The organism is Candidatus Izemoplasmatales bacterium (assembly GCA_041649275.1).
Lineage (GTDB): Bacteria > Bacillota_I > Bacilli_A > Izemoplasmatales > Hujiaoplasmataceae > UBA12489.
The window spans coordinates 22,058-46,421 of the sequence record JBAZNL010000009.1; the positions used below are offsets into that span (position 1 = coordinate 22,058).

At 62.7% G+C, this 24,364-nt stretch carries 24 protein-coding genes; 11 read left to right on the top strand and 13 right to left on the bottom strand.

Translation table 11 applies throughout. The features are described from left to right. Positions 1–2: 2 nt before the first annotated feature. Both WC509_06075 and WC509_06080 read right to left on the bottom strand, forming a co-directional pair. Positions 3–1,151, bottom strand: coding sequence for a diguanylate cyclase (locus WC509_06075; protein MFA5007013.1), 1,149 nt, complete (start codon positions 1,149–1,151; stop codon positions 3–5). Between the two features lie 103 nt (positions 1,152–1,254). Further along, entirely contained in the window at positions 1,255–1,725 is a 471-nt protein-coding gene (locus WC509_06080) for a hypothetical protein (protein ID MFA5007014.1), read from the bottom strand. A gap of 166 nt (positions 1,726–1,891) precedes the next feature. On the opposite strand from WC509_06080, the gene WC509_06085 reads away from it, so the two are divergent. Then, complete coding sequence (locus tag WC509_06085; GenBank protein MFA5007015.1) at positions 1,892–2,656, top strand: hypothetical protein; 765 nt, start codon at positions 1,892–1,894, stop codon at positions 2,654–2,656. A 60-nt stretch (positions 2,657–2,716) separates the two neighbouring features. Here WC509_06085 and WC509_06090 read toward each other — a convergent pair whose 3' ends face one another. From WC509_06090 to WC509_06105, 4 genes are read right to left on the bottom strand one after another with little or no spacing between them, the layout of a single operon-like run. Beyond that, the gene (locus tag WC509_06090; GenBank protein ID MFA5007016.1) at positions 2,717–3,439 is read right to left on the bottom strand and encodes a class I SAM-dependent methyltransferase; all 723 of its coding nucleotides are present in this window, start codon (positions 3,437–3,439) and stop codon (positions 2,717–2,719) included. 1 nt (position 3,440) lies between these two features. Further along, entirely contained in the window at positions 3,441–4,535 is a 1,095-nt protein-coding gene (gene mutY, locus WC509_06095; GenBank protein ID MFA5007017.1) for an A/G-specific adenine glycosylase, read from the bottom strand. Between the two features lie 46 nt (positions 4,536–4,581). Continuing rightward, entirely contained in the window at positions 4,582–6,201 is a 1,620-nt protein-coding gene (locus WC509_06100; protein MFA5007018.1) for an ABC transporter ATP-binding protein, read from the bottom strand. After that, the gene (locus WC509_06105) at positions 6,185–7,846 is read right to left on the bottom strand and encodes an ABC transporter ATP-binding protein (GenBank protein MFA5007019.1); all 1,662 of its coding nucleotides are present in this window, start codon (positions 7,844–7,846) and stop codon (positions 6,185–6,187) included. The genes WC509_06100 and WC509_06105 overlap by 17 nt, the downstream gene beginning before the upstream one ends. Before the next feature lie 251 nt (positions 7,847–8,097). On the opposite strand from WC509_06105, the gene WC509_06110 reads away from it, so the two are divergent. Together WC509_06110 and WC509_06115 are read left to right on the top strand one after the other, a co-directional pair. Further along, the gene (locus WC509_06110) at positions 8,098–8,565 is read left to right on the top strand and encodes a hypothetical protein (GenBank protein ID MFA5007020.1); all 468 of its coding nucleotides are present in this window, start codon (positions 8,098–8,100) and stop codon (positions 8,563–8,565) included. Between the two features lies 1 nt (position 8,566). Continuing rightward, entirely contained in the window at positions 8,567–8,974 is a 408-nt protein-coding gene (locus tag WC509_06115; GenBank protein MFA5007021.1) for an FMN-binding protein, read from the top strand. 67 nt (positions 8,975–9,041) lie between these two features. Here WC509_06115 and WC509_06120 read toward each other — a convergent pair whose 3' ends face one another. The 3 genes from WC509_06120 to WC509_06130 form a co-directional block, all read right to left on the bottom strand. Next, on the bottom strand, positions 9,042–9,758 hold the full coding sequence (locus WC509_06120) for a TIGR02206 family membrane protein (GenBank protein MFA5007022.1): 717 nt from the start codon (positions 9,756–9,758) through the stop codon (positions 9,042–9,044). Between the two features lie 97 nt (positions 9,759–9,855). Then, positions 9,856–10,443, bottom strand: a complete 588-nt coding sequence (locus WC509_06125) for a LemA family protein (GenBank protein ID MFA5007023.1) — start codon at positions 10,441–10,443, stop codon at positions 9,856–9,858. 65 nt (positions 10,444–10,508) lie between these two features. Beyond that, positions 10,509–12,464 (bottom strand): DUF2207 domain-containing protein, encoded by a 1,956-nt coding sequence (locus WC509_06130; GenBank protein MFA5007024.1) that lies wholly within the window; start codon positions 12,462–12,464, stop codon positions 10,509–10,511. 162 nt (positions 12,465–12,626) lie between these two features. On the opposite strand from WC509_06130, the gene WC509_06135 reads away from it, so the two are divergent. Next, positions 12,627–13,586 carry an alpha/beta hydrolase gene (locus WC509_06135; GenBank protein ID MFA5007025.1) on the top strand — a complete coding sequence of 320 codons (960 nt, stop codon included), beginning with the start codon at positions 12,627–12,629 and terminating at the stop codon, positions 13,584–13,586. A gap of 36 nt (positions 13,587–13,622) precedes the next feature. Here WC509_06135 and WC509_06140 read toward each other — a convergent pair whose 3' ends face one another. The 4 genes from WC509_06140 to WC509_06155 form a co-directional block, all read right to left on the bottom strand. Then, on the bottom strand, positions 13,623–14,360 hold the full coding sequence (locus WC509_06140; protein ID MFA5007026.1) for a hypothetical protein: 738 nt from the start codon (positions 14,358–14,360) through the stop codon (positions 13,623–13,625). A gap of 119 nt (positions 14,361–14,479) precedes the next feature. After that, the gene (locus WC509_06145; protein ID MFA5007027.1) at positions 14,480–15,700 is read right to left on the bottom strand and encodes a hypothetical protein; all 1,221 of its coding nucleotides are present in this window, start codon (positions 15,698–15,700) and stop codon (positions 14,480–14,482) included. 19 nt (positions 15,701–15,719) lie between these two features. Further along, positions 15,720–16,256 (bottom strand): type II secretion system protein, encoded by a 537-nt coding sequence (locus WC509_06150; protein ID MFA5007028.1) that lies wholly within the window; start codon positions 16,254–16,256, stop codon positions 15,720–15,722. After that, positions 16,249–16,698: a prepilin-type N-terminal cleavage/methylation domain-containing protein gene (locus WC509_06155; protein ID MFA5007029.1), complete on the bottom strand. Its 450-nt coding sequence runs from the start codon at positions 16,696–16,698 to the stop codon at positions 16,249–16,251. The genes WC509_06150 and WC509_06155 overlap by 8 nt, the downstream gene beginning before the upstream one ends. Before the next feature lie 178 nt (positions 16,699–16,876). Here WC509_06155 and WC509_06160 point away from each other — a divergent pair, with 178 nt between their 5' ends. The 7 genes from WC509_06160 to WC509_06190 all read left to right on the top strand — a co-directional run bounded on the left by WC509_06160 (position 16,877) and on the right by WC509_06190 (position 24,350). Continuing rightward, on the top strand, positions 16,877–18,073 hold the full coding sequence (locus WC509_06160; protein MFA5007030.1) for a hypothetical protein: 1,197 nt from the start codon (positions 16,877–16,879) through the stop codon (positions 18,071–18,073). A 1-nt stretch (position 18,074) separates the two neighbouring features. After that, on the top strand, positions 18,075–19,727 hold the full coding sequence (locus WC509_06165; protein ID MFA5007031.1) for an ATPase, T2SS/T4P/T4SS family: 1,653 nt from the start codon (positions 18,075–18,077) through the stop codon (positions 19,725–19,727). A gap of 15 nt (positions 19,728–19,742) precedes the next feature. Beyond that, complete coding sequence (locus WC509_06170) at positions 19,743–20,963, top strand: type II secretion system F family protein (GenBank protein ID MFA5007032.1); 1,221 nt, start codon at positions 19,743–19,745, stop codon at positions 20,961–20,963. 97 nt (positions 20,964–21,060) lie between these two features. Then, complete coding sequence (locus WC509_06175) at positions 21,061–21,447, top strand: prepilin-type N-terminal cleavage/methylation domain-containing protein (protein ID MFA5007033.1); 387 nt, start codon at positions 21,061–21,063, stop codon at positions 21,445–21,447. A gap of 141 nt (positions 21,448–21,588) precedes the next feature. Next, positions 21,589–22,338, top strand: a complete 750-nt coding sequence (locus WC509_06180) for a prepilin peptidase (protein MFA5007034.1) — start codon at positions 21,589–21,591, stop codon at positions 22,336–22,338. Positions 22,339–22,342: 4 nt separating this feature from the next. After that, positions 22,343–23,803, top strand: coding sequence for a hypothetical protein (locus WC509_06185; GenBank protein ID MFA5007035.1), 1,461 nt, complete (start codon positions 22,343–22,345; stop codon positions 23,801–23,803). Next, the gene (locus WC509_06190) at positions 23,796–24,350 is read left to right on the top strand and encodes a hypothetical protein (protein MFA5007036.1); all 555 of its coding nucleotides are present in this window, start codon (positions 23,796–23,798) and stop codon (positions 24,348–24,350) included. Before WC509_06185 ends, WC509_06190 begins: the two co-directional genes overlap by 8 nt. Positions 24,351–24,364: the final 14 nt, after the last annotated feature.

A 24,364-nucleotide genomic window follows, 5' to 3' on the forward strand; every position in this document is an offset into this window, starting at 1 on the left:
GGCTAGTCTCCGTTCCGGCGCGGAGCCGGTTCCGCCGCCTGTTTCTTCTGCTTGTCAAGATACATGAGGTGGTCGACGCGGCGGATGAAGTCCTCGATGTTGACGCGGGGATCGTCATAGAGGGCGCAGCCGACGCTCACGTCGATCCGATACGGCTTGCCGGAGGTGGCGTTGTACCGTTCGAGCGCCTTCTTTCCCTGTTCGACGAGGGTGATCAGGCCCGCCATGTCGACGTTGTCGACGAAACCGAGGAATTCGTCGCCCCCCAGGCGGACGAGGTAGTCGTCCTTTCCGATCGCATCCTGAATCGTGTTCGCGACCGTCCGGAGGGCGGCATCGCCCTCCGCATGTCCGAAGTTGTCGTTGATCGTCTTGAGGCCGTCGAGGTCGAGGTAGACGAGACCGAACGGTTCGGGACGGATCACGCGGCGGCGGATGTGGTAGTCGAACGAATCGCGCGTCCGCGCGCCGGTCAGCCGGTCGACGCGGATGAAGCGCTGTTCGAGGAAGATGAAGACGACGATCAGGGAAAAGGCGACGCTGCTCCACATGAGCAGGACGCCGTAGAAGACGGACTGGAGGACGCCGCCGAGCATCGGAATGACCGTCGCCGCGATCATGAGCGAAAAATCCTCGCGGATGTAGTGGCGGCGTTCGGCAAGGATCCGGACGAGAGTGGCGATGAGGTAGAAATAGGTCATCATCGCCGACAGGAAGAACAGCGGACCGCGGACATAGACGTTGCCCTCGCCGATGTCGAAGTAGACGCCGGTGAAGACGGAGGCGACGGACAGCGTGACGGAGATGAGAAGCGGCATCAGGAAGAGGACGATGACCGCCTTCCCGGCATGCACGGGTATCCCGCTCACAAGTCGGGACAGACGGAACCACGAGGCCGTCAGAAGTGGGGCGGCGAGGAAGAGGACCGCATGCAGAAAGAGCGCGGCGGGGCGCACCCAGTCGCCGGCCATGCCGTTCAGGACGCAGGTCATCGCCTCGGTCACGAGCTGCATGATGACGATCAGGGACGTGTAGAGGAACGCGCGGTTGAGGCGGTCCTTGCGATCGAGCCGGCCGTAGGCGATGAAGAGGATGGCGATCAGCATCACTGCCGAAAGCAGGTTCACGTCGATGCGGAAGTAGCTGTTCATGCGGATCCCTCCGTGCAAAGAAGGCTGCCCGCCGGAGTCGGCGGACGAATTTCAGAATCATTATATCACTGCGGCGGGGGAATGGAAACCCCGAACCCGCGATTCAGGCGATCAGGACGAAGAACGCCGCGAGGAACAGCGTCGCGATCGCTATCGCGTCCACGGTCGCCTCGAACCAGAGCGGCCGGCGCGCGAGGACCGGATGGCGCATCGAGAAGTACTTGCCGAGGGCGATCGCGGCAAAGCCGAGGGCGGCCGCTTCCGGCCGTGCGTCGCCGCCCGCGGTTCCGAGCCATTTCGCCGCGAGCAGGAAGACATGGAGCGTACCGCAGCCGAACAGCACGAGATGGGACGTGACGAATCCCGCCGCGGAACGGGTGTCCGTCGTCGGGACGATGGAACGGTCCGTACGCGCAAGCAGGATCACGAGCGCGACGGCGCCAAGCGCGTAGGGTATGAACAGAAACCAGCGGTTGGAGATGCCGAGCAGGATGTAGACCGGGACGATGGCGCTCGCCAGCAGGACGGCGAGCAGGACGACCGAGAGCAGGACGCGACGGAGCGGCTGTTTCATGGCGATCCTTTCCGGAGGGAAGACGGGACGTCTTTCCCGCCAGCCTTATTATAGCAGAGACGAAGACCGCCTTCAAGGCTTCGGGACTAAGTCCCGCACAAGCTTGGGCTTGACATTTTTCGTGATGGTGGTATGATGGATTCATGCAAGCGAAAGGGGATCCATCATGGGAAACTTCGGTTCGAAACACCTTCTCGGGCTCGCCTGGCTGTTGCCGTCGATCGCCGTCCTGCTCGTCATCCTGCTCGTCCTCCGCAAGAAGAAGGGCTACGGCGAGTCGTTCGACCGCAAGGTCATCCTCGCGGCCTCGATCTTCATCTGGGTCTGGGAAGCGGTGAAGACGATCTACATCTTCAACAGCCCCGACTATACCGCCTTCGGCGCCTACTCGGCCTACATGCTGCCGTTTCACATCTGTTCGATGGCGCTCTACGCCTATCCGGCGATCGTCTCGCGACACAAGAAGCTCGCCGAATTCGTCAAGCCGTTCGCGTTCGCGGTCACGCTTCTCGTGACCTCGATCCTCCTCGTCGTCCCGGACTTCGCCGGGATTCTCGGGAATCTGCCGGACTGGCGTTTCGTTCCCGACAACATCATGCCCTTCCAATCCTTCTGCTATCACGGAACGCTGCTCTTCGTGCCGCTCTACATGGTCCTGTCGGGCTTCTACCGTCCGCGCCTCCGCGATATCGGAAAGGCGGCCGCGGTGCTGTTCGCGACCGCGGCGTTCGCCGTCGCGATGAACAAGCTGCTACAGGGCGCGACCGACTTCATGACCCTGGAACACGGCTGGGGAAACCCCTTCAACTACCTCATCGCCGACCGCTACTGGCTGTATTTGCTGATCCTGTCGGCGGTCGCCGTCGGCGGCTCCGCGGTCACCCTCGGTATCGCCGAACTGATCACCAGGATCGCGCGGAAGAAAGCCTGAATCTCCGGAATGCGACAAGGACGCTCCTCACGGAACGTCCTTTTTTCGTATGCGGATGGGTCAGGGGCGTCTTGACAGGACCGTGAAGCGCTGCGTCACCCCGGCGAACCCATGCGCCCGCACGTAGGCCTTGACGGTTTCGCCCCGTTCCCTGAGCGATTCCCGGACGTTTTCGTCCTTGATCCTGGCGAGCAGGCGGTCGACGGTGGCGGCCGTCTGCTCGACCTCCTCCGCGGATGGTTCCGGCCCCTCGGGAAAGACGCCGTCCCAGGCGTCGACGACGGCGAGGGTGGATATCCGCGCGAGAACCTCGGCGATTCGCACGCGCGTGTAAGTTTCCTCATGATGGATCCCGAGGACGGTGTCGACGGCGGCGGCGAAGTGATGCAGTTCGCGATGGCTGACCTGCCGGTCGTCGAGGCCGTCGGAGACCATCTCGTTGATCAGGAGGATTCCTTGCGGCGCGAGGACACGCTCCATCGCGCGGAAGACGGGGACCGGATCTTGGAGGTGGTGGAGCGTATTGGACAGGGCGACGACGTCGAAGGCGGCGTCCGGAAACGTCATCGCCGCGGCTTCCATCCGCTCGAAGCGGATCCGCGGATCGTCCGGAAAATTCCTGCGGGCGGCGGCGACGGCGTTCTCGCTCTGATCGATGCCGAGAATGGACGTAAAGTCGCCAGCGGTCTCTGCCAGAAGCGGGATGAAGTTTCCGACGCCGGTACCGACGTCGAGGATGCGCGCCTTCGGAAAACGCGAAAGCGTCGATTTCAGTCTTTCCATGTCAGTTCCTCTTCCGTTTTGACATGATGTTCGATTTCGACGAAGCGCCGTCGAGTTCCTCGATCCATCCCCTGTAGGCCGACGGGATCGCATCCTCGGCGGCGATCACGGCGGTCGATCGTGCGTTTCCGAACGTTTCCGGAACGGGCTGCGACGCTGTCGCGCGATACCCCGTCATCCGCCATTCGACATGGGTGAAGACGTGGGTGCGCGCTGCCAGCGGTTCGACGTCGTCGACCCGGACGCCCTCCGAAAGAAGGATCGCGGTCGTCGCCGCGGGGGTGAGCGTGCCGGGGTAGCTCGGCAATCCCCACATCCCGCCGAGCAGTCCGCCGGCGGGACGCCTGCGGAGGACGACGGATCCGTCCCCGGTGCGGAGGACGACGACGGTCCACTCCTCGATCCGGCGTTCCTTCTTCGCCGCGCGTCGCGGCAGCGCGTCGATGAGGTTTTCGCGGCGGGCGACGCATTCGTCCTTCACCGGACAGGTTTCGCATTTCGGCGCGCCGTTCGGCAGGCACACGAGCGCACCCAGTTCCATCAGCGCCTGGACGTAGTCGCCGGGATGTCCGGCGGGGGCGAGTTCGCGGACGAGACGGTCGAAGCTCGCCTTCCCGTCCGCGGAACCGGGGTCCGCATCGATTCCGAAGGCGCGCGACAGGACGCGGCGGACGTTGCCGTCGACGGCCGGCTCGAAGACGCCGAACGCGATCGAGAGGATCGCGCCGGCGGTGTAGGCGCCGACTCCCGGCAGGGCGAGCAGGTCCTCCCGGTTGTTGGGGATGACGCCGCCATGGTGTTCCATCACCGCGATCGCCGCTTTCTTTAGAAGCGCAGCGCGGCGATAGTACCCGAGTCCCTCCCAGAGTTTGAGGAGTTCGTCGTCCGGGACGGCAGCCAGATCGGATAGCGTCGGCAGGCGGTCGACGAACCGTTCGAAGTACGGGATCAGGACCTCCATGCGGGTCTGCTGGCCCATGATTTCGGAGATCCAGACGCGATAGGGATCAGGGGCGTCGCGCCAGGGGAGCGGACGCTTCGCCTCACGGTACCAGGCGAGAAGCCGCTGAGTCCATGCGGGGGACGGATGATCCATGGGAATGGCTCCTTTCACGATGCCGTCGGGTCGGGGTCGGGTCCCGTCATGCGGCGAAGCGGGCGCCATGATTCTTGACCACCACGACGCCGTCGTAGCGTTTCCTGTTCTCTTCGATGACGACATGGCTGACGTTGATCACGGTGACCCCGTCGAGGGCGAGGAGCGTGGATTCGATCTCCCTGGCGCGATCGCGGTCGAGCGATGCGAAGGCCTCGTCGAGCATGATCACGTCGGCATGGTTCAGAAGGCCGCGCGCGATCGCGATCCGGCTCTTCTCGCCGCCGGAGACGTTCTTGCCGTTGTCGTAGATCATGTAGTCGAGTCCCTCGGGATTGCTTCCGACGAACTCCGTGAGACCGGCCTTCGCGACCGCTTCGGCGATCTCGGCTTCCGTATGTTCCTTGAAGAGGGTGAGGTTGTTTTTGAGCGTGTCCTCAAAGAGAAAGACCGTCTGCTCGATGTTGGCGATGCGCGCGTAATAATCCTCCTTGCGCACGTCGCTGAGCGGCAGGCCGTCGATCTCGATCGTCCCCTCGGTCGGATCGAAGTACTTCCGGAGCAGGCGCAGGAAGGTCGACTTGCCTCCGCCCGACGGACCGACCACGAGATACTTGCGGCCTTTCTCGAAGGTCAGGTCGATGTCCTTGAGGACGAGGTTGTCGTCGTATGCGATCGCGACGTCCCGGAATCGGATCGAGCGTTCGAAGTGGGTGAGCCGAAGCGTTTCCGGATGCCGGTCCCGCGAACGGAGCGATTCGTCGATCCTCTGGAAGATCGCCTTCACGGAGCGGATGCGGGGGAACGCCTCGGACACGGTGAAGATCGGTCCGATCAGGAGGCCGATGTTGTTCACGACGACCACGACGCCGGAAAAGGCGAGCGATCCCGCCATCGACAGCCGCGCCATCATCAGAAGCAGACCGATGATGACGAGATTGGTGGTCGCGGTCTGGCCGACGTAGACGTAGCTCATGAGGCGGTCGATGACGAAGCGTTTCTCCTGGACGGAACGGCTTTTGTCGCGGAACTGGGTCCGGACGCGTTCCTCGAGGCCGTTGTTCTTGACGATGCCGAAGGCGGAGAGGACTTCCTTCACGAAGCCGTTGTAGCCGGCGAAGAGCTTGCTCCGCTCGTCGTTGTGCTTCTTCACGGGGCGCTCGATGAGCGACGAGATGAGCGCGTTCATGACCATCATGGCGGCGCCGACGAGGAGGACGAGCGGGCTGATGAGCGAAAAGATGACGATCGCGGTGGCGAAGTTGACGACACCTTCCGCGATCGCGACGATCTGCTCGACGAAATCGGTCTCGATGATCGCGAAGTCGTTCGTGAGCGCCGACACGTACGCGGCGTTGTTCTCCTTCTGGAACTCGTCGATGCTCTTCCCGAAGACGGCTTCGACATAGTCGGTCTTCATCCTCAACGCGACGTAACGGTAGAACGACGCCTTGGCGTAGGCGGTCAGAAGGTTCACCGGCAGCAGGAGCGCCACGAAGACGATCATCCGGACGGCTTCGTCCCAGAAGAGCGTCCAGTCCTGGATCAGCGCGGCGTCGATCGTCGCCTTCATCGCAAACGACATGCAGAACGCCAGGACGGCGTTCGCGACGATCGGAATCATGACCAGCGGAAACCGGTCGAAATACCTAATTCGCCGTTTCATCGACGGTCACCTCCGCGAAATAGTCGACGGCGGAATACTCGTTCACATAGCCGTCCTTCAGTTCCAGAACGCGGTCGTAGCGTTCGCTGACGCCGGGGAAGTACTTGTGGCTGATCGCGATCACGGTCGCCGAGAGCGAGAGGATCGTCTCCTCGACGGCGCGTCCGAGTTCGTCGTTCAGCGATGCCGTCGCCTCGTCGGAAAAGAGGATCTCGGCATTCTTGCACAGGGCGCGCGCGATCGAGATGCGCTGGCGCTCGCCGCCCGAAAGGTTCTTGCCGTTTTCCGCGATCGGCTCGTCGATCCCATGCGGTTGCGATCGGATGAAATCCCCGAGTCCGGCCTTTTCAGCGACTTCGAGGACATGCTCTGCGGGGGTATCCTTGAAGAGCGCGATGTTGTCTCTGACGGACGCCTCGAAGAGGAAGACGTCCTGGTAGATGAACGACACGTTCTCGCTGTACGCCTTCGTCCGGATCGTCCTCAAGTCGACGCCGTCGATCGCGATGGTGCCCCGATAGTCGTCGTAGGCCATCGACAGCAGTTTCAGAAGGGTGGTTTTGCCGGACCCACTCGGTCCCTTGATCAGATACTTCTTCCCCTTCTCGATCCGGAAGTCGAGGTATCGGAAGACCGGTTTCTGCTCGTACTCGAACTGCAGTGCCCGGACGGCGATGTCCCTTTCGAAGCGATAGGGGACGACTCTGGCGTCCGATTCCGCATCGTCCGGCGATGCGGTCGTGATCTTCCGATAGATCGCGTCGGACCCCTTGATGACGTTCAGGAGCGGAAGCATCCGCATCAGCGGGAAGACGCACGAACTCGCAAGCTGGATGACGAGCACCACCTTCCCGAATCCGATCGGTTCGCCGGGGCTGTACATCAGGTAGATGAGCAGGCCGAACATGACGATCGACCCGATCGCCTCGTTCAGATGGCGCTGGACCGCGGTGTAGAGGCTGTATTTCCGCTTGCTCCCCTCAAGCCGCGCCACCTGTTCCTTGGCGCGGGAGAGGAACTTCCTCTCGATGTTGTTCAACTTCAGGATCTCGAGACCGCTGAAGGTGTTCGCGACGGCGACCGTGAAGCGCTCGTTCTCGGTGGACTTCTCTTTTTCCAGCGCGATCGTCCGCCGTTCGAACGCCTTCGCGATGCCAAGCACGACGAGCGAGACGGCGAAGACCATGAGACCGATGCGCCAGTCGACGAAGAACAGGATCGTCAGCATGACGACGTACGATCCGCACGTGAGGATGAAGTTCAGGAGCGACAGGAAGAAGCTGTTCTCGATCGTGTTGATGTCGTTCGAGAGGTTCGAGACGTAGACTTCGCGCGACTGCCTGTTGAAGCCCTTGTAGTTCATGTTCAGGATCCGGTCGAAGGCGCGGACGCGGATGTCGATCAGGGTGTCCCTCATGAAGGCGATCCGCATCATCCTCGAGCCGAGGAAGAAGCCGGCGGAAACGACGACGTACCCGATCGCGGCGGCGACGGTGATCCAGAAGTATTCCATCGTTCCGACTTCGATCGTCTGGAAGATCATCGCCATGATGAGCGCCTGAAGGACGTCCCCGACGATGAACATCAGGCACGCGACGACGTATTTGACGAATCTTGCTTTCCGCGACAGCAACAGTTCCTTCATGGGGGACTCCGTCCTTCTTCCGCTTCCGTCGCCCGTTCGCATGCGACGGGCGTCCTGTCTTCCATCATATCATAGTACTGTGTAAAACACAATACTGTTTTTTCGCTCTTTGAACGGGCGTTGCGGCGAGCTGCCGACGGCGGTCGCCCGCATCCGTGAACGGTCGGTTCTTATTGCATTTGCAGGGGATCCCGCGGCGATGCCAGGTGGTATAATGAAGTTGGTCGGCGTCATGCCTTCCGGAGGTTCCCATGAAGATCGGCATCATTTTCTATTCCGAAACGGGCAACACCCTCGGCGTCTGCGAACGCGCCCGCGACATCCTCGCCGGCGACGGTCTCGACGTCGCTTTCATCCGCCTGAAGGCCGACGTCGTCGGAAATGCCAGATCGCTCCGCGGCCTTCCGCCGGCGCAGGATTACGACCTCGTGATCCTCGGCACGCCCGTCCACGGATTCTCCCTCCCCATTCCCGTCCAACAGTACCTTGCGCGCGCGCAGTTCAAGGAAGGCGTCCGTCTCGGCGTCCTCGCGACCCAGTTCTTCAAGGCGGACTGGCTCGGCGGGACCCGGACCGTGAACCAGGCCGTCGCCGCGCTGTCGCGCTTCCATCCGGACGTCTTCGGCACCGCGATCGTCCATGTCCGGAGCCGCCGCCGGGACGAACAGGTCAATGCGGCGATGCGTGCGCTCACCAAGATCGAGGAGGCGACCCGCTGACATGCATCGTCTCCTGAAGCGGATTCTCATCTCGCTTGGAACCCTCGCCGTCCTCTTCATCGCCGGCGCGCTCGTCTTCCGATGGATGGAACGGGGACTCTCCGACCTCGTGGCCACGGAAATCGAGGATGTCGACCTCGCCGCCGTCGAGGACGGCGTCTACGAAGGTTCCTACACGCGTCTTCCCGTCTCCGCCACCGTGCGGGTGACGGTCGTCGACCATGCGATCGCGACCGTCGAGATCGTCGAACACGTGAACGGTCAGGGCGCCGACGGAGAAGCCGTCGTCGACGCCGTCATCGCCGAAAACTCGCTCGCCGTGGACGCGATCGCCGGCGCCACCTACTCCTCGAAGGTCATCCTGCTCGCGATCAGAGACGCCCTCGTCGCGGGCGACCGGATCGAATAGCGCCGGATCATGTGAAAATCCCGTCAACCCCCGAATCGGGGCTTGACGGGATTTTTCATGGGCCTTCCTATGCCGGAACGCGACCCTTCCCACGGATCAGGAAGGGAAGGCTGACGAGATGGAAGAGGATGAAGATCGCAAAGCCGAAGAGAAACACCCATCCGGGCGAACCGATCCAGTAAAACAGGAAGTCGACCTCGTGCGGCAGTTCGGCGAGGAACATGTGGTTCGTGCCCCACGCCCGGTTCAGGAAATACATCGGCACGGCGATCATCAGCAGGATCCCCGACGAACGCAGAAGGTCGCGGTAGGAGAAGCGCGTCTTCGCCGTCGCCTGCATGTAGACGTTGGCGACGAGAAACATCGCATGATTCCCGAAATAATGGAAATACCGGAAGTGCGGGAAGTCGTAGGCGACGTCGGCGACGAGCAGCGACAGCAACGCGCCGCTGACGGCCCAGGGATAAATCACCTTCGCGAGCCGGTCGGAACGCGAAAGGAGTGCGATCGCGGTCAGGTACATCGACAGGGTGCAGAGGCCGAACGGCAGGAAGACGCTCCACCCGCCGCCGCGGACGATCGCCCAGAAGTTGAAGACGAGTTCGAGAGTGACCGTCGTGACCGCGAGGACGATCCGGAAGTTCCGGTCGAAGCGGGGCATCGCCGAAAGACGGCGCCGGAAGACGGCGATCAGGACGACCGCCGCGATCGTCATCACGACGGGGACAAGGTGCGAGAGCGAGAACATCTCGAAGGTGGCGTAGCGTTCGTCGAACAGAAACATCGGGTCTCCCTTCTCTCTGGACGCGGATAGCGAAAAGGCATGGGCGGGAACCGCAAGGCGGCTCCGTCCATGCCTTCGCCGCCGGATTCCGGATTCTTCAGAACTTGACCTTGACGGCCTCGCGTTCCGCTTCCGCGGTGATCTCGAAGAATTTCGCGATTTCGAACTTGAACAGCTTCGCGACGATGTTGCCGGGGAACATTTCGATCTTGTTGTTGTAGCCCATCGCCGTGTCGTTGTAGAACTGGCGGTTGAACATGATCTTGTCCTCGGTGTCCTTCAGCTGGACCATCATTTCCTTGAAGTTCTCGTTGGCCTTCAGTTCCGGGTACGCCTCGGAGACGACCATCAGGCGCGACAGCGCGCCGGCGAGGCCCTTCTCGGCCTCCGCCGCCTTGGCGACGTCGCCCGTCTGGGCGGCCTGCTGGTAGAGCCCGCGGGCCTTCCCGAACTGCTCCCAGATGTCCTTCTCGTGGGTGGCGTAGCCCTTGACGGTCTCGACCAGGTTGGGGATCAGGTCGAAGCGGCGCTTCAGCTGGACGTCGATCTGGCTCCAGCCGTTTCTGACCTTGTTGCGGAGGGAGACGAGCGTGTTGTAGACGCCGATGACCCAGAAGACGATGAGGGCGACGACGGCCAGGATGACGATGAGCGTGATCGTGCCTTCGATGGATGCGAATAACATGGTTGTTGACCTCCTGTGGAATCTCTATTTTTTTAATGCGGAAAACCCTGGATGGAAAGCGGGGACTAGCGGCTTCTGCCGCCGCCTCCGCCGCCGCCGAACGAACTGCCGCCGCCGAAGCCGCCGCCGTGGCCGGAGCCGCCGGCCTTCTGCGCGTTGTAGGCGACGATGGTCTGCTGGACATTGGTGCGGGCGGTCTGGTAGGAGCGCTGGAAGCGCCCGAACGCGTAGCCGTAATAGAACCCGCGGCGCCCGTAGCCGAGACCCATGTAGGTCGACTGCGATGCCGTCGCCTCGTCGAGCGGGAGCTTGACGCGGAGCTGATCCATGACCTTGTCGGCGCATTTGAGCGAGGTCGCGTAGACGAGGTAGTGCTCCCAGACGGTGACGCCCGGGATCGGATAGTCCTTCATGTTCCCGAAACCGACGAGGAAGTTGCGGAACGCCTTCCACATCGCGAAGGATTCGTTGCCGTTCACGGAGCGTTTCTTGATCGTCGCGACGTAGACGAGATAGGCGACGGCGGCGAGGCCGGAGACGACCATGGCGATCGTGTTGTCGAGCGTGAGCGCCGCGCCGGTGAGGAAGGCGCCGACGAGGACGACGCCGGGGATGAGGGCGAAGGCGTAGGCCTTGCCTTTGTCGGCGGCGAGGCTCTTCTCGAAGTAGTCGCGCTTCTCACCCGCCTGCTTGGCGAGCCGCATGAACGTCTTCGCCTCGGTCTGGAAGCGCTCGGCGTTCTTGATCTGCTTGCCGAAGTTCTCGATCTGCTTGGTGGTGACGGAACTGCCGCCGCCGATCACGTCGAAGAACCAGTGGAGCACCTGCTGCTCGTGCGGCAGGAGGCTCGAACGGTTCGCGCTGTCGACGCGCGAGAGACGGAAGTCCGCGTCGTCGTCGGTCATGTCCTGACCGGCATAGTCGATCGTGACGAACTTGCGGCGGATCAGGTCGAGGAGCGTCGCGGTGACGTCCTCGTCGTTGATCTTCCGCATGTAGTAGAGATAGCTGACCTCCGCCGGCGACTCGTCTCCCGGAAGCTCGCGGTAGAACTCGTGCTGGAATCTCGGCTCATATTCCTTGTCGTACTTGCGGTAGACGTAGATCGTGATCAGGACCATCGCCATCGCGGATGCGATCGCGGCGTAGAGGACGATCTGGGCGACCGTGACGCGGAGGTTGTATTCCGCGGCGAGATCCTGCTCGTAGGCCGTGAGGGACGCGAGGTTCATCGTCGGGTTGATCACGATGTTGGCTCCGTCGACGTTCGGGAACAGGTCGGTCGGGGCGAGGATGCGGAACTCGACGAACTCGTCCTTCCCGACGTTCTGGAGCGTCATCGCGATGCGCGACGACGATTCGATCGAGATCGTGCCGGAGGCGGGGCTGTGGCCCCAGACGTAGATGTCGTCGGCGGAGTGGAGGTTGGCAGGCAGGTTGACCTCGATCGTGACGTCCTTGACCTTGCCCTCGGCGTACTCGAAAAGCCGCCAGTTGAGTTCGGAGATGTCGGAATACTCGGTGATCGCGCCGAGGATCTTGTATTCGTAGACGAAGGTCACGTTCCCGAGAGACTGCGAGTGGTCGTCCATCTCGGTAAAGATCGACTCGCAGTAGGTACGCGTCGGGTAGCAGTCCACGAAGAATCCCTGCTCGTCCATGTCGTACTCCCAGGAGTAGCCGGCGCGGACCGAATCGGTGATGTCGACGCCGTCCTTGAGAACGCGCACCGACGCCGCGGTCTCGTCGAAGTCGGCGACGTTATGGGCCGATTCGTAGAGGGGGTATCCGTCCGCGTACTTGTCGTAGGCGATGTCGCGGAAGCGGACCCAGTAGTCGGCGGACGGATAGTCGATGTTCCAGGTCTCGACGACGGACATGTCGCCGTTCTCGTCGATCGTGACGACGGCGTCGTAGGAATCGACAACGATCCGGGAGAACGAGATGTCGGCGCCGCCGATGGCCGCGAACAGCATCGGCAGGAACATGAAGAGGAGCGGGAGGATCATTTTCTTGTTCAAGACCGGATCATCCTTTCAGGGCGGAGACTGGGCTGCGGGGGAAGGCATATCATGAATATTATATAACGATTCGCGGGCGCTGCACGCATTTTTCACAATTTCTTCGAGGCCGTCGACGCAATCCTCCGCTTCATGGTATACTGTTGCCTGGAGGGGATCACGATGCTCTATCTGAACGTGAACAAGAAGACGATCCGCGGGAGCCTCGCCAAGCAGCTCCTCAAGCTCGGTAGACTGCTTCCGAACTTCGCCGACCACGGTCCCCTGAACCTCGGGAAACTCTTCACGACCGAAGTGTCGGAGGACTTCCGCTGGCCGAAGGACCTGAAGGCGGAGTGGATCGGACTTTCGCACGCCCGCATGGAACGCGTGTCCTCGAAACGGGGACTGAGCCCGAACGCGATCCTGCAGCTTCACGGCGGTGCCTTCGTCTCCGGCTACAGCGACATGTACCGGCGCTCGGCGATCCGCTACCACCGGATCTCGTGCGGGACGGACGTAGTTTCGCTCGACTACCGGCTCGCTCCGACGCATCCGTTCCCCGCGGCCCTCGACGACGCCGTCGAGGCGTACGACCGGCTGCTGGCGGACGGATACGCGCCCGAACGCATCATCGTCGTCGGCGATTCCGCCGGCGGCGGCCTCTCGCTTTCCCTCTGCATGCGCCTCCGCGACGGGGGCAGGCCGCTGCCGAAGGCGGTGGTGACGATGTCTGCCTGGACCGACCTCGCCGCGGAAGGGGAATCCTATCTGCGCAACTTCACCCTCGATCCGCTCCTCGGGGCGGGAACGAAGCCGCTCGATGTCGACGCCTACGCCGCCGGACGGTCCCTCAAGGATCCGCTCGTCAGCCCCGCCTACGGCGACTTCACCGGGTTTCCGCCGCTGATGATGCACGTCGGCGGCTTCGAGATGCTCGAAAGCGACACCCTCGGCGTCGCCCGCAAGGCGGCCGCCGCCGGGGTCGACGTCTCGGTCTCGATCTACCGCGGGATGTTCCACGTCTTCCAGCTCGCCTTCGACCTGATTCCGGAAGCGAAGAAGGCGTGGCGCGAGATCGGCGACTTCATCCAGGGCCAGTTCGGCTGCACCTACGCGTTCCGGAGCGATCCGGTCGAATGAAACAAGAGGAGACCCCGTGTCGGGATCTCCTCGTTTTCATGATGCGGACGGTGGAACGACGCGCATTCGACGCGAACGCTCGGCAAGCAGGCCGACGCCGTAGACGACCGCGACCATGAGGGCGGCGATCGTATAGCAGGAAAGGAACGGCGCTTCCGCAAGCGGCGGACGGGAAAGATACATCGCGTTCGGATCACCGAGGTCGAAATAGTCGAAGATCCCGTTCACGGCGAGGCCGATCGCGCCGTAGACGAGCAGGCCGAAACCGTAGGAGAGGACGTTTCGCCTCCGGATCGGGACGTAACCGCCGACGAACAGCCAGAGCGCGCCGACGAGCATCGTGCTGTGCGAGGCCATGCTCTTGAAGACGCTCCAGACGAAGATCGAGGACTGGTTGAAGTAGTATTCGGGATAGATGAGCGAGATCATCGCCCCGAAGAACCCGCCGTAGGCGGTCATGATCGAGACGAAACGGTAGAACCTCGTGTCCCTTTTCTCGACGAACGCCGTCAGAAGGAGCATGTACATCGAGAGGTTGCAGAAGTAGATCGGAAAGAGGACGTTGTCCGGTACGGCGGCGCTGCCGTCGGCGAGGAAGTCGTACCAGAGGATGCTCGTGTGCAGGAAGAACGTCAGGAGTCCGAACGTCTTCAGGAAACGGTTCTTCGCCCGTTCCGTCGTGAACGCCTTCTTCGCGAGGAACAACAGGAGCCCCGTGAGACCGAGCGAGACGACGATGTACACGATGTGGGTGGTATCGAACCATTGCGTCATGGGAAAGCCTCCTCGGGCGTGCGACGAGACCATTATATCACGCAATCCTCATAAAGCAAGCCCGTCTTCCGCGGAATGAAGGCATAGAAAAACGCCAGGATTGGCGTTTTTTCTTTTCGTCAGCTGAGCGCCGGAAAGGTATAGCGGAAGCCGGGGATCCCTCCCGTGGAGACGCCGAGGGTGTCGGCGACCCCCATCGCGAAGAGGTCGACCGCGGCGTCGAGGTCGGGGTTCGCGGCGATCCCCGACGACGACAGCTGTCTCGTCGTCGACACGGTGTAGACGCCCCCCGACAGGACGACGCCGGCGTTGTTTCCCCGGAAGCTGTCCGCGACGACGTAGACGGTTCCGGTCGCGGTGTTGTTGCCGTTGCTGTCGAGGTTGCAGATGCCGCCGCAGAAGAGAAACGTCGGACCGTAGGTGTCGTCGCCGAAGACGACGTGGCGGTCGGACGTGAAATTGACGTTGACGTACACCGTCGAGCGGATGTATTCGTAGGTGTTGTTGACGTTGGAGTTGATCGTGAGGCTGCCGTTCACGATCACCGTGCCGCCGGTGATCCGGGCGTTGTTCTTGATCGTGAGGGTGCCCTCGACGAGCAGGACGGAACCGTCGGAGATCGTGATGTCGCCGGAGGTACCGAGCGTCAGGTTGCCGTTCACGTAGAGGTTGGCGCCGTTCACACTCAGATCCTTGTTGTTCGCAAGCGACACCGAACCGGTGACGTAGGTGTCGGCCGAGATCGTCGGGCTGGGCATGTTCTGGAGCGTCGTCGCGGTCATGCTGGCGTATCCCTGCGACGTGCGCACGGTTCCCTCGTAATAAGTCAGGACCGAAGTGAAGGTCGTGAAGGTCGGTGCCGTCAGGCCGTACTCCGCATCGACGAACTGGGTCATGTAGGCGCCGAGCAGGGTGTTGGCGCGGACCGTCGGATCGAGCGTGAATCCGGGTTCCGAGCCGGTGTACTGCAGGAAGGTCTCGTAGGTCGTCTCGACCGCATCCTCGTACATGATGTAGCTCGTGACCGACTGGTCCGCATCGACGGCTCCGGTGATCGAAAAGGCGCCGTTGCCGAGGTCGACGATCTGAACGCCCATGTAGACGGACAGCCCGTCCAGATAACCGGGATCCAGGTTCTGGTCCCGGGCGATGATCCGGAGGGTGGTTTGGACGGCGGTCACGGCGTTTTCGTATTCGGCGGTGTTCTCGATCGTCACGTCGACGAGCCGAGCCTGCTTGAGGGCGACGACAAAGACCGTCGTCACGGTCGCGACGACGAACATCGCGATGCCGAGGACGGCCGCGAAGCTCATGCCCCTTTTGCTTTTCAGGATGCGCATGCCGCACCTCCGATCCGCCCTAGGCGGGGATTTCGGAAACGGTGAAACGATATTCGGCGAAGAACGGAAACGTCCGTCCGTCGGCGGCGACAAGCGAGAACGCGATCGTCACCGTCACCGATCCGAGGACGTCGTTCACGGAGAGCGACGCGTCGGATCCGATCGTGAAGTCGCCCGCGTCGACCGATGCCCCGTTGATCCAGACGGCATCGTCGTGGATCGAGAATTCGGTTTCAAGCGGCGGGACGTGCACGACCGCGTCGATCGATCCGTCCACCGGGTCGTAGGCATACGCGTACTCCTGGATCAGGACGACGCAGCCGCCGGTGCCGGCGCAGGAGTCGTCATAGGCGTTCGGAGCGCGGTCCGCCATCGCATCCTCGAGGTAATCGACGAGGTAGAGTCCGGTCGCTTCGGCGCTCTGGTTGACGGCGATCCGATCGATCGCGCGGACCATCGCGAAGGCGACCGCGCCCAGGAGGGACGTGACGATGGCGAGGATCACGATCGCGCCGAGCAGTTCGGGAAGGGTGACCCCGCGGCGGTTCTCAATCATCGCAGATCACTCCCTCGACGACGACGGTCCGGTCGCCGTAGTAGGTGACGACGACGGAAAACCGGATCACGCCGTACAGGATCGACGAAGCGGTGGGGGTGTCGAAGGCGACGATGACTTCGGTATCGTAGACGATGCCGTCGGCCGCATGGGTGAAGAACCCGCAGGAGAACGGGGATCCAGGATCGTCGCAGGAATCGGCGGAGATCGTCTTTCCGGCGCCGTCGAGCCATGCGTCGACGTCCGCGTAGACGGCCGCCTCGACGATGTCGTCGCGGACGAGCGATCCGATCATGACGGCGTCGACCTGACGCGAGGTCGCGACCGAGCGTTCATGGCCGTTCGCGATCAGGATCGTGGCGGTCGTGAGGACGATCGCGACGATGACGAACGACGCGATCGCTTCCATCAGGGTGAACCCGCGATGATTCAATCGTTTCATCGATCCGACCTCCCTTCGATCCCGTCGTCTTCCGGCTCTTCTTCCGATTCTATTATATTATGGATCGTCCGGTTTTCCACCGTGAAACGCGGAATGCGCGCGGATTCGACCGCATCTTGGGTTCCATATGGTTTTTTACGGCTGCTTTTGCTATAATTGACACGAAGGGGTGATTCCGTTGGACAGACTCGACAAACGCATCAGACGGAACGTCTATTTCATCGTCGCGCTGGCGGCGCTGTCCTTCGCGGTGCTGTTTACCGCCGGGACCGTCTTCACGCTGACGGTCGCGCTCGCGATCGACGAGACCAGCGTCGGATCCGTCTACCTCGGAAACCGCCCCGCATCCGACTACCCGACCTATCTCGAACGCCGCATCTCGGAATGGCGGGCGGATGCGTCCTACGGACTGTCATTCCAGGGTTACGTCTACGACATCGACCTCGGCGATCTGACCTTCGACGTCGAGGAGACCGTCTCCGGAATCGTCCGCGGGGTCGACAATCCTGCCGTCTTCACGATCGACGTGTCGTCCCGCGACGCCCTCACGGACGAACTCGCGGCGGTCTTCTCGGACGGCGTCCTTGACCACTTCGACGCGGACTCGTTCTTCTCCGACCTGCTTTCCGACGTCGCCAGGCTGTACCGCATCCGCAATTACCGGCTCGACGATTATCTTTCCGCCGCGTCCGCCGAAACGGTCCTGACGACCGTCGTCGTCGACGGCCTCGACGAAGCCGACGTCGCGTCGATCGTCGCCGCCGGCGGGACGTACGCGATCGATCCCTCCGCCCGCTTCTCCCTTCTCGATGCGACCGAGGAATCCGGACTCGCCAACGAACCGCTTTCGATCCTCGCGTCGGCGATGCAGCGCTCCGTCGAGGACGTCCGCTTCACTTCCTTCCTCTACCGTTCTTGGCCGACGCCGCCCGCCTGGGCGGAGATCGGCCGAAACGTCCGGATCCTAAGGGTCGTCGGACTGGACTTCTCCTTCTACAACCCGATGGACTTCGGGTACCGGTTCGTCGTCTCGGCTCCCACCGGCACTTCGCTGAGCGTTGCGCTCGTCGGCTATCCCTCCGTCGAAACGATTGACTCGGAGTGGGACCTGACGGCCGTCGTACCCTTCGCGACAGAGATCGTCGAGGACGATGCGATCGACGGTTCGACCCCCGGCGTGATCATCCTCGATTCCGACGAGGCGACGACCTATCGCGTACTCGTCCGCGCCGGCACCGACGGCGCGATCTGGTTCCTGAACCGCACCGTGACCGCCCCCGGGGGAGACCCGTACGTCGAACGCGTCGCGATCGACGAACGCCCCGCCGTCGCGGCGATCTACCGCGAGCGCGTCGTACCGAAAGGCGGCGAATGAGATGGCCTTGAAACGCATCGGCGACATCCTCGTGCAGGAAAAGATCGTCACGAAGGAACAACTCCAGACGGCGCTGCTCAAGAAGACCAAGGACGAACGCCTCGGCGAGGCGCTGATCCGCCTCGGCTATACCTCGGAGGCGCAGATCCTGAAGGCGCTCGAGACCTCGACGGGCATCCGCCGCGTCTCGCTCGCCAACTTCAAGATCGACGAGGAGGTCCTGTCGATGGTCGACGAGGACTTCTGCCGCCGCCATACGATCATCCCGCTTCGGATCGAGGGACGCAAGTTCTGGTTCGCGACCGACGACCCGCTCGACTTCGGCGTCTTCGAGGAACTGCGCGTCCTCACCGGCTACGCTCCCAAGGCCTATTCCTCGACGAAGAACGAGATCGTCGCCCAGATCGAGAAGTACTACGGCTTCACGCGCACCCTCGAGGCGATGGGTATCAAGCAGAACGTCGCCCGCGAGGAGACGGATGCGGTCGCCGAGCCGACCGAGACCCCGATGGTCGCGCTCGTCAACCAGATCCTCGCCTCGGCCGTCTTCCAGCGCGCCTCCGACATCCACATCGACCCGATGGACGACAAGATCGTCGTCCGCTACCGCGTCGACGGCATCCTCGATCCCGTCCGCGAATTCCCCCTGAACATCCACAAGCAGATGGTCTCGCGCATCAAGGTCATGTCCGGCATGGACATCACCGAGACCCGCGTCCCGCAGGACGGGCGGATTCAGACGCCGATCCAGAGCCGCATCATCGACCTGCGTATCTCGACGCTGCCGACGGTGCGCGGCGAGAAGGTCGTGATCCGCATCCTCAATCCCGCCTCGGTCCTGAACAACATCAAGGCGCTCAACATGAACGCGCGCGATGAGCAGCTGGTGCGCGCGATGATCGCGAAGCAAAACGGCATCGTCCTCGTCAGCGGCCCGACCGGGTCGGGAAAGACGACGACGCTCTACTCCTGCCTCGCCGAACTGAACCACCCCGGCGTCAACATCGTCACCGTCGAGGATCCGGTCGAGATCAAGATGGCGGGAGTCAACCAGGTCCAGGTCCATCCCGACGTCGACCTCACCTTCGCCAAGGCGCTCCGCGCGATCCTGCGCCAGGACCCGAACATCGTCATGGTCGGCGAGATCCGCGACGTCGAGACCGCCGAAATCGCGATCCGCGCCTCGCTCACCGGTCATCTCGTGCTCTCGACGATTCATACCAACGACGCCGTCCGCACGATCACCCGCCTGCTCGACATGGAGATCGAACCGTTCCTGATCGCCTCCTCGCTTTCCGGCGTGATCTCGCAACGACTCGTCCGCAAGCTCTGTCCCGACTGCTCGTACGAGGATGCCCCGAACGAGAGCGAACGCGCGCTCTTCGCCCGCCACGGCGTTACGGTCGACCGCATCCGCCGGCCGAAGGGATGCCCCTCCTGCAACTTCAAGGGCTACGCCGGCCGCGTCGGGGTCTTCGAGATCCTGCCGGTCTCGAAGGAACTGCAGAACCTGATCGCCCGCAGCGCCCACATCGACGAACTCGAACGCGAGGCGAAGACCCTCGGGACGCGATCGCTCCTCGAGGCTGGCCTTGAGAAGGTAGCCCTCGGCGTGACCACGCTCGAGGAAGTCCTCAAGGTCGCCGACGAATGACGGGGGGCGAGTAGCGTGCTGCTGCGCAACTTCAAGTACGTCGCGAAGAACGCCGACGGCCGCATCGTCCGCGGCCGCATCGAGGCGATCGACCGCCAGGTCGCCGTCAAGTTCCTCAAGTCCCGCAACTACGACGAGCTGCGTCTCGTCGAATACAAGAGCCTGCTCGCCCGCCTGAACCAGATCACGATCGGAAAGACGCTCCGGACGAACGACCTGATCTTCTTCCTCCGTCAGCTCGGCAGTCTTCTGAAGGCCGGCGTGAACATCCTGGCGGCGCTCGAACTGCTCTCTCTCCAGCAGGAGAAGCACCGCATCCGCATGATCCTGTTCGAACTCTACCAGCACGTGTACAACGGCCTGTCGCTCTCGAAGGCGCTGTCGATGCGTCCGAAGGAATTCCCGCGGCTGCTCGTCCTGATGGTCGAGGTCGGGGAGATGTCGGGAACGCTTCCCGACACGATCGCGGCGATGGCCGCCTACTACGACCGCCAGTCGAAGATCAACGGTCAGATCAGGGGTGCCCTGCGCATGCCGGTCATCTATCTCGTCGCGGCGCTGTTGATCGCCGCCGGAATGCTTTTGTTCGTCTTCCCCAACATCACCGGCCTGTTCGCCTCGTTCGGCGACGCCGAACTCCCGGGCATCACCCGCTTCTTCCTCGCCGCCGGCGATTTCGCGGCGCAGAACGCCCTCCCGATCTTCGGCGGGCTTGCGCTCGCTGCGGCGATCCTCGTCCTTCTCGACAGGCGGATTCCCTCGTTTCACCATGCGCTGGTCGTCCTCGCTCTCCGGGCGCCGATCGCCGGACCGCTCCTGCGGATGGCGAACCAGGTCCTGATCGCCGGCTCGCTTTCGCAGATGATGGAGAACGGGATCAATTCCGTGACCGCTCTGCAGACCGTGCGGAGCGTCGTCGGAAACGTCGTCTACCGCGACCTGTTGACGAAGACGCTCGCCTATGTCGACGACGGTTTCCCGTTCTCACGCGCCTTCGAGGAATCGGAGTTCATCGACCCGATCATGTCGCGGATGATCGCCACCGGCGAACGGACCGGCGACGTCCCCGGACTGATGAAGAACCTTTCCGTCTATTACAACGGCGTCTCGGAACTGCGCGTGGAGCAGATCAAGAATGCGATCCAGCCGATTCTCCTGCTCTTCGTCTACGCCCTCGTCGGCGTCATGATCCTCGCGCTCATGCTTCCGATGATCTCGCTCGGATCGCAGATCTGACCCGATTTCCGATGGATTTCCCATCTTCGTCTTGAAAACGGGGCGAAAAGTGATATGATTGTAATAGAAATCCCATATGATAAAGGAGAATTGTGAAATGACCGCCATTCTGAAGAACAAGAAGGGTGTCACCCTCGTCGAACTGCTTGCCGTCATCGTCATCATGGGGATCATCGCCGCCATCGCCGTCCCGGCCATCAGCGGTCTGATCAACCGCCAGAAGATGAACGCCGCCGAAGCCTCCTACGACCTCATCGCCGAAGTCGCCGTCAACTACGCCCAGGCGGAGTCGGACAATACCGTCAAGATCTCCGAACTCGTCACCGCCGAGTACCTCGAGTCGAATCCGTTCAACGAGGACGCCACGCTCACCATCAGCGGCACGACCGTGACCTTTGTCATCGACTTGCCCGCCACCGTCTTCACGACCCTCGACGGTGCCGTCGAAGTAACCGCCGCCGGCGTCGCCAGCATGGCCGACTGACGCGGTACCGACCCCATCCAGGCAAAGAGGATGTCCCCCGGACATCCTCTTTCCTATTCCGCGGTTCGTCTTGTCACATGGCCGGAAACAAGGTATAATGGACATTGATGCCGGACATGTCCGCGGAAAGGGGAGATGGCGATGACGGTCCTCTACGCGTGCTTCGCTTTCCTGTCCGGAGCCCTCTTCGCCTCGTTCGCGGAACTCGTCGCCGCCCGTCTCGATCGCGGCGCCTCGATCGGTGGCCGCAGCCGCTGCCCCGCGTGCGGGACGACCCTTTCGCTGTTCGACGTCTTCCCGCTGTTCGGCTTCGCGCTCCGGGGAGGACGCTGCCGGCATTGCCATGCGCCGATCCCGATCCGCCATCCCATCGTCGAAACGATCGGCGGGGCGCTCTTCGTCGGTGCCTACCTCTTCTACGGCTTCACCTGGGAACTCGCCGCCGCGGCGATCGCGATCGTCGTCCTGCTTTCGGCGACGCTCTCCGACCTCGCGACGAAGTCGGTCCACGACCGCGTCTGGCTCATCGGCCTGATCCCGCTACTCGCCGTCCGGATCGCCGACGGATCCTTCCTCGCCCATTTGCTTTCCGCCGCGGTCCTGTTTACGCTCCTCTACCTTTTCGCCTTGATCGGCACGAAGGTTCTGAAGAAGGAAGCGCTCGGCGGCGGAGACGTGAAACTGTTCGTCTTCATCGGCTTCGTCCTCACTTGGGACGAGGGAATCCTCGCGCTCTTCCTCGCCGCCCTCGCCGGCGTCACCTTCGGGCTTCTGCGGAAACGCAGGGGCGCCGAACTCCCGTTCGTCCCGTTTCTCTTCGCCGGCGTCCTGGTCGCCCAGGCGGTCGGCGCCGATCTCATCGCATGGTATCTAGGTCTGTTGGGCAGGTGAAGCCATGAACGACAAGAAACGCCCCGAAACGATCCTCTACTTCTCCGATTCCTCGATCGGATTCTTCGAGCATCGGAACGGGCGGGGACGGACCGACATCCACGGCAACGTCCCCCTCGACAAGGGCATCCTCGAGAACGGCTTCATCGTCGATCCCGTGCTGCTCCTCGCGCGCCTCAAGGCGCTCTTCAAGGCTTCCGGCCTCCGCCCCCGGCGGATCCGGCTGGTTCTGAACAGCCAGAACGTCGTCATGCGCGTCGTCGACGTGAAACGGAGCGACGTCGCCGAGAAGGGCATCGCCGCCCACCTCGACGGCGAACTCGGGAAGACGCTCCATTTCCCGTTTGCGAAGCCGCGCGTGTCCGCCCATCTGATCAGCCAGGACGAACAGAACGCGAAGGTGCTCGCGGTCGCCTCCGACGACCGACTCCTGAACGACTACCTCGACGTCTTCGACCGTCTCGGCGTGCGCGACGTACGGTTCGACATGCCTTCGTTCGCGCTGTACTCGCTCTACATGCGGACCACCGGCTCCGCCGCCAGGAACCTGATGCTGGTGACCGTCTACGACTCCTACTTCACGATCAAGATCTTCGAGGACGACATTCCGATCTTCAACCTCGTCGAGGAGTTCGAGAACGAGGCCGACACCCGCTACGAGCAGATCGACGACTACGTGGAACGCGTGGCGAACTACTACAAGTACAACATCTCCCGGGGTGACCGTACGCTCGAGAAGGCCGTCTTCGTCTCGCAGGGCGAGTCGGAGAACGAGAGCCGCTTCGAGGCCGCATTCACCTCCAGGCCGTTCGGCCTTGCGTGCGAGGTCTTCCGCATTCCGGAGACGCCGACCGCGGGCGGAGGCTGGAACCGCACGAGTCTCGTCGCCTACGCCGCCGGCATCGAGAAGGCCGGCAACCTCGCGAAGATCCCGTGGTTCGACTTTCGACTCGACCGCCCCGACCGCTCCGTCCGTCTCGTCAAGGCGATGCTCGCGACGGCCTTTTTGCTCTTCTCCGCGGTCAGTCTCCTCTACATCCCCTACCATACCATGTACGAACGCATCTTCCTCGTCGAGAACGAGAACCGCACGCTCGCCGCGGAACTCTCCGACCTCGAGGACGGGTTCTCGCGCCTGCCGTCGTTTACCCAAGCCGAGCGCGCCTACAGCGACGCCTACGACGAACTGATCGGCGCGAAGTCCGCACCCGCCGGATCGCTCTCCGACTTGCTTGCGCTCGCGATCGACGTCGACGTCCTGCAGGTTGCCTACCGTGCCGCCGACAAGGCGATCGTCCTCACCCTGACGGGACCGTCCGACGTCGCGCTGACGGAATACCTCCTGCTTGCATACGAGACTTACGGCGTGACCGAAACCGAGGATCCCGCCCGCTGGATCGACGGGTTCCCGATCTACGAGAGCATCGGAATCCATACGATCGAGGTGACCTTCCACCATGCGTGAGCGCAACGTCTTCGGGAAGAAGCTCAACCGCGTCAGCTTCGTGATCATCCTCGTCGTCCTGTTCCTTGTCCTCATCGGCGCGCGTTACGGGATGCTTGCGATCCTGCAGACTCGTCTCTCCGCCCTGGAGGCCGAACGGGAGGACCTGGAGCGCCGGATCGAAGCCGTCGTCGCCGCCTCCGAATCGATCGCCTACCACGAGATCGCCGACATCGTCGACGAACTCCCCGACGCCTACGACCAGCTCGGCATTGCCGCCGACCTCGCCGCTGCGCGCGGCATCGCCGGAATCGTCGCGCCGGATTATGTCGAGACGTTCGAGGACGACGCCGTCATGCCCTTCGAGGACGACCTGTCGGACGACCTCCGCGCCGTCCGGATCACGGTCTCGATGACCGTCGACGACGCCGATCGGATCCTCGCCTACCTCGAGGCCGTCGAAGGCCTCGACCGCATCTTCCACGTCGAATCCGCAAGCGTCGACATGCTCTCGGACGGCGCCTACGTGTCGTTCAGGCTCTACGCCTTCTATCTCGAGGCCGAGTGACGGTTCCGAAAAAG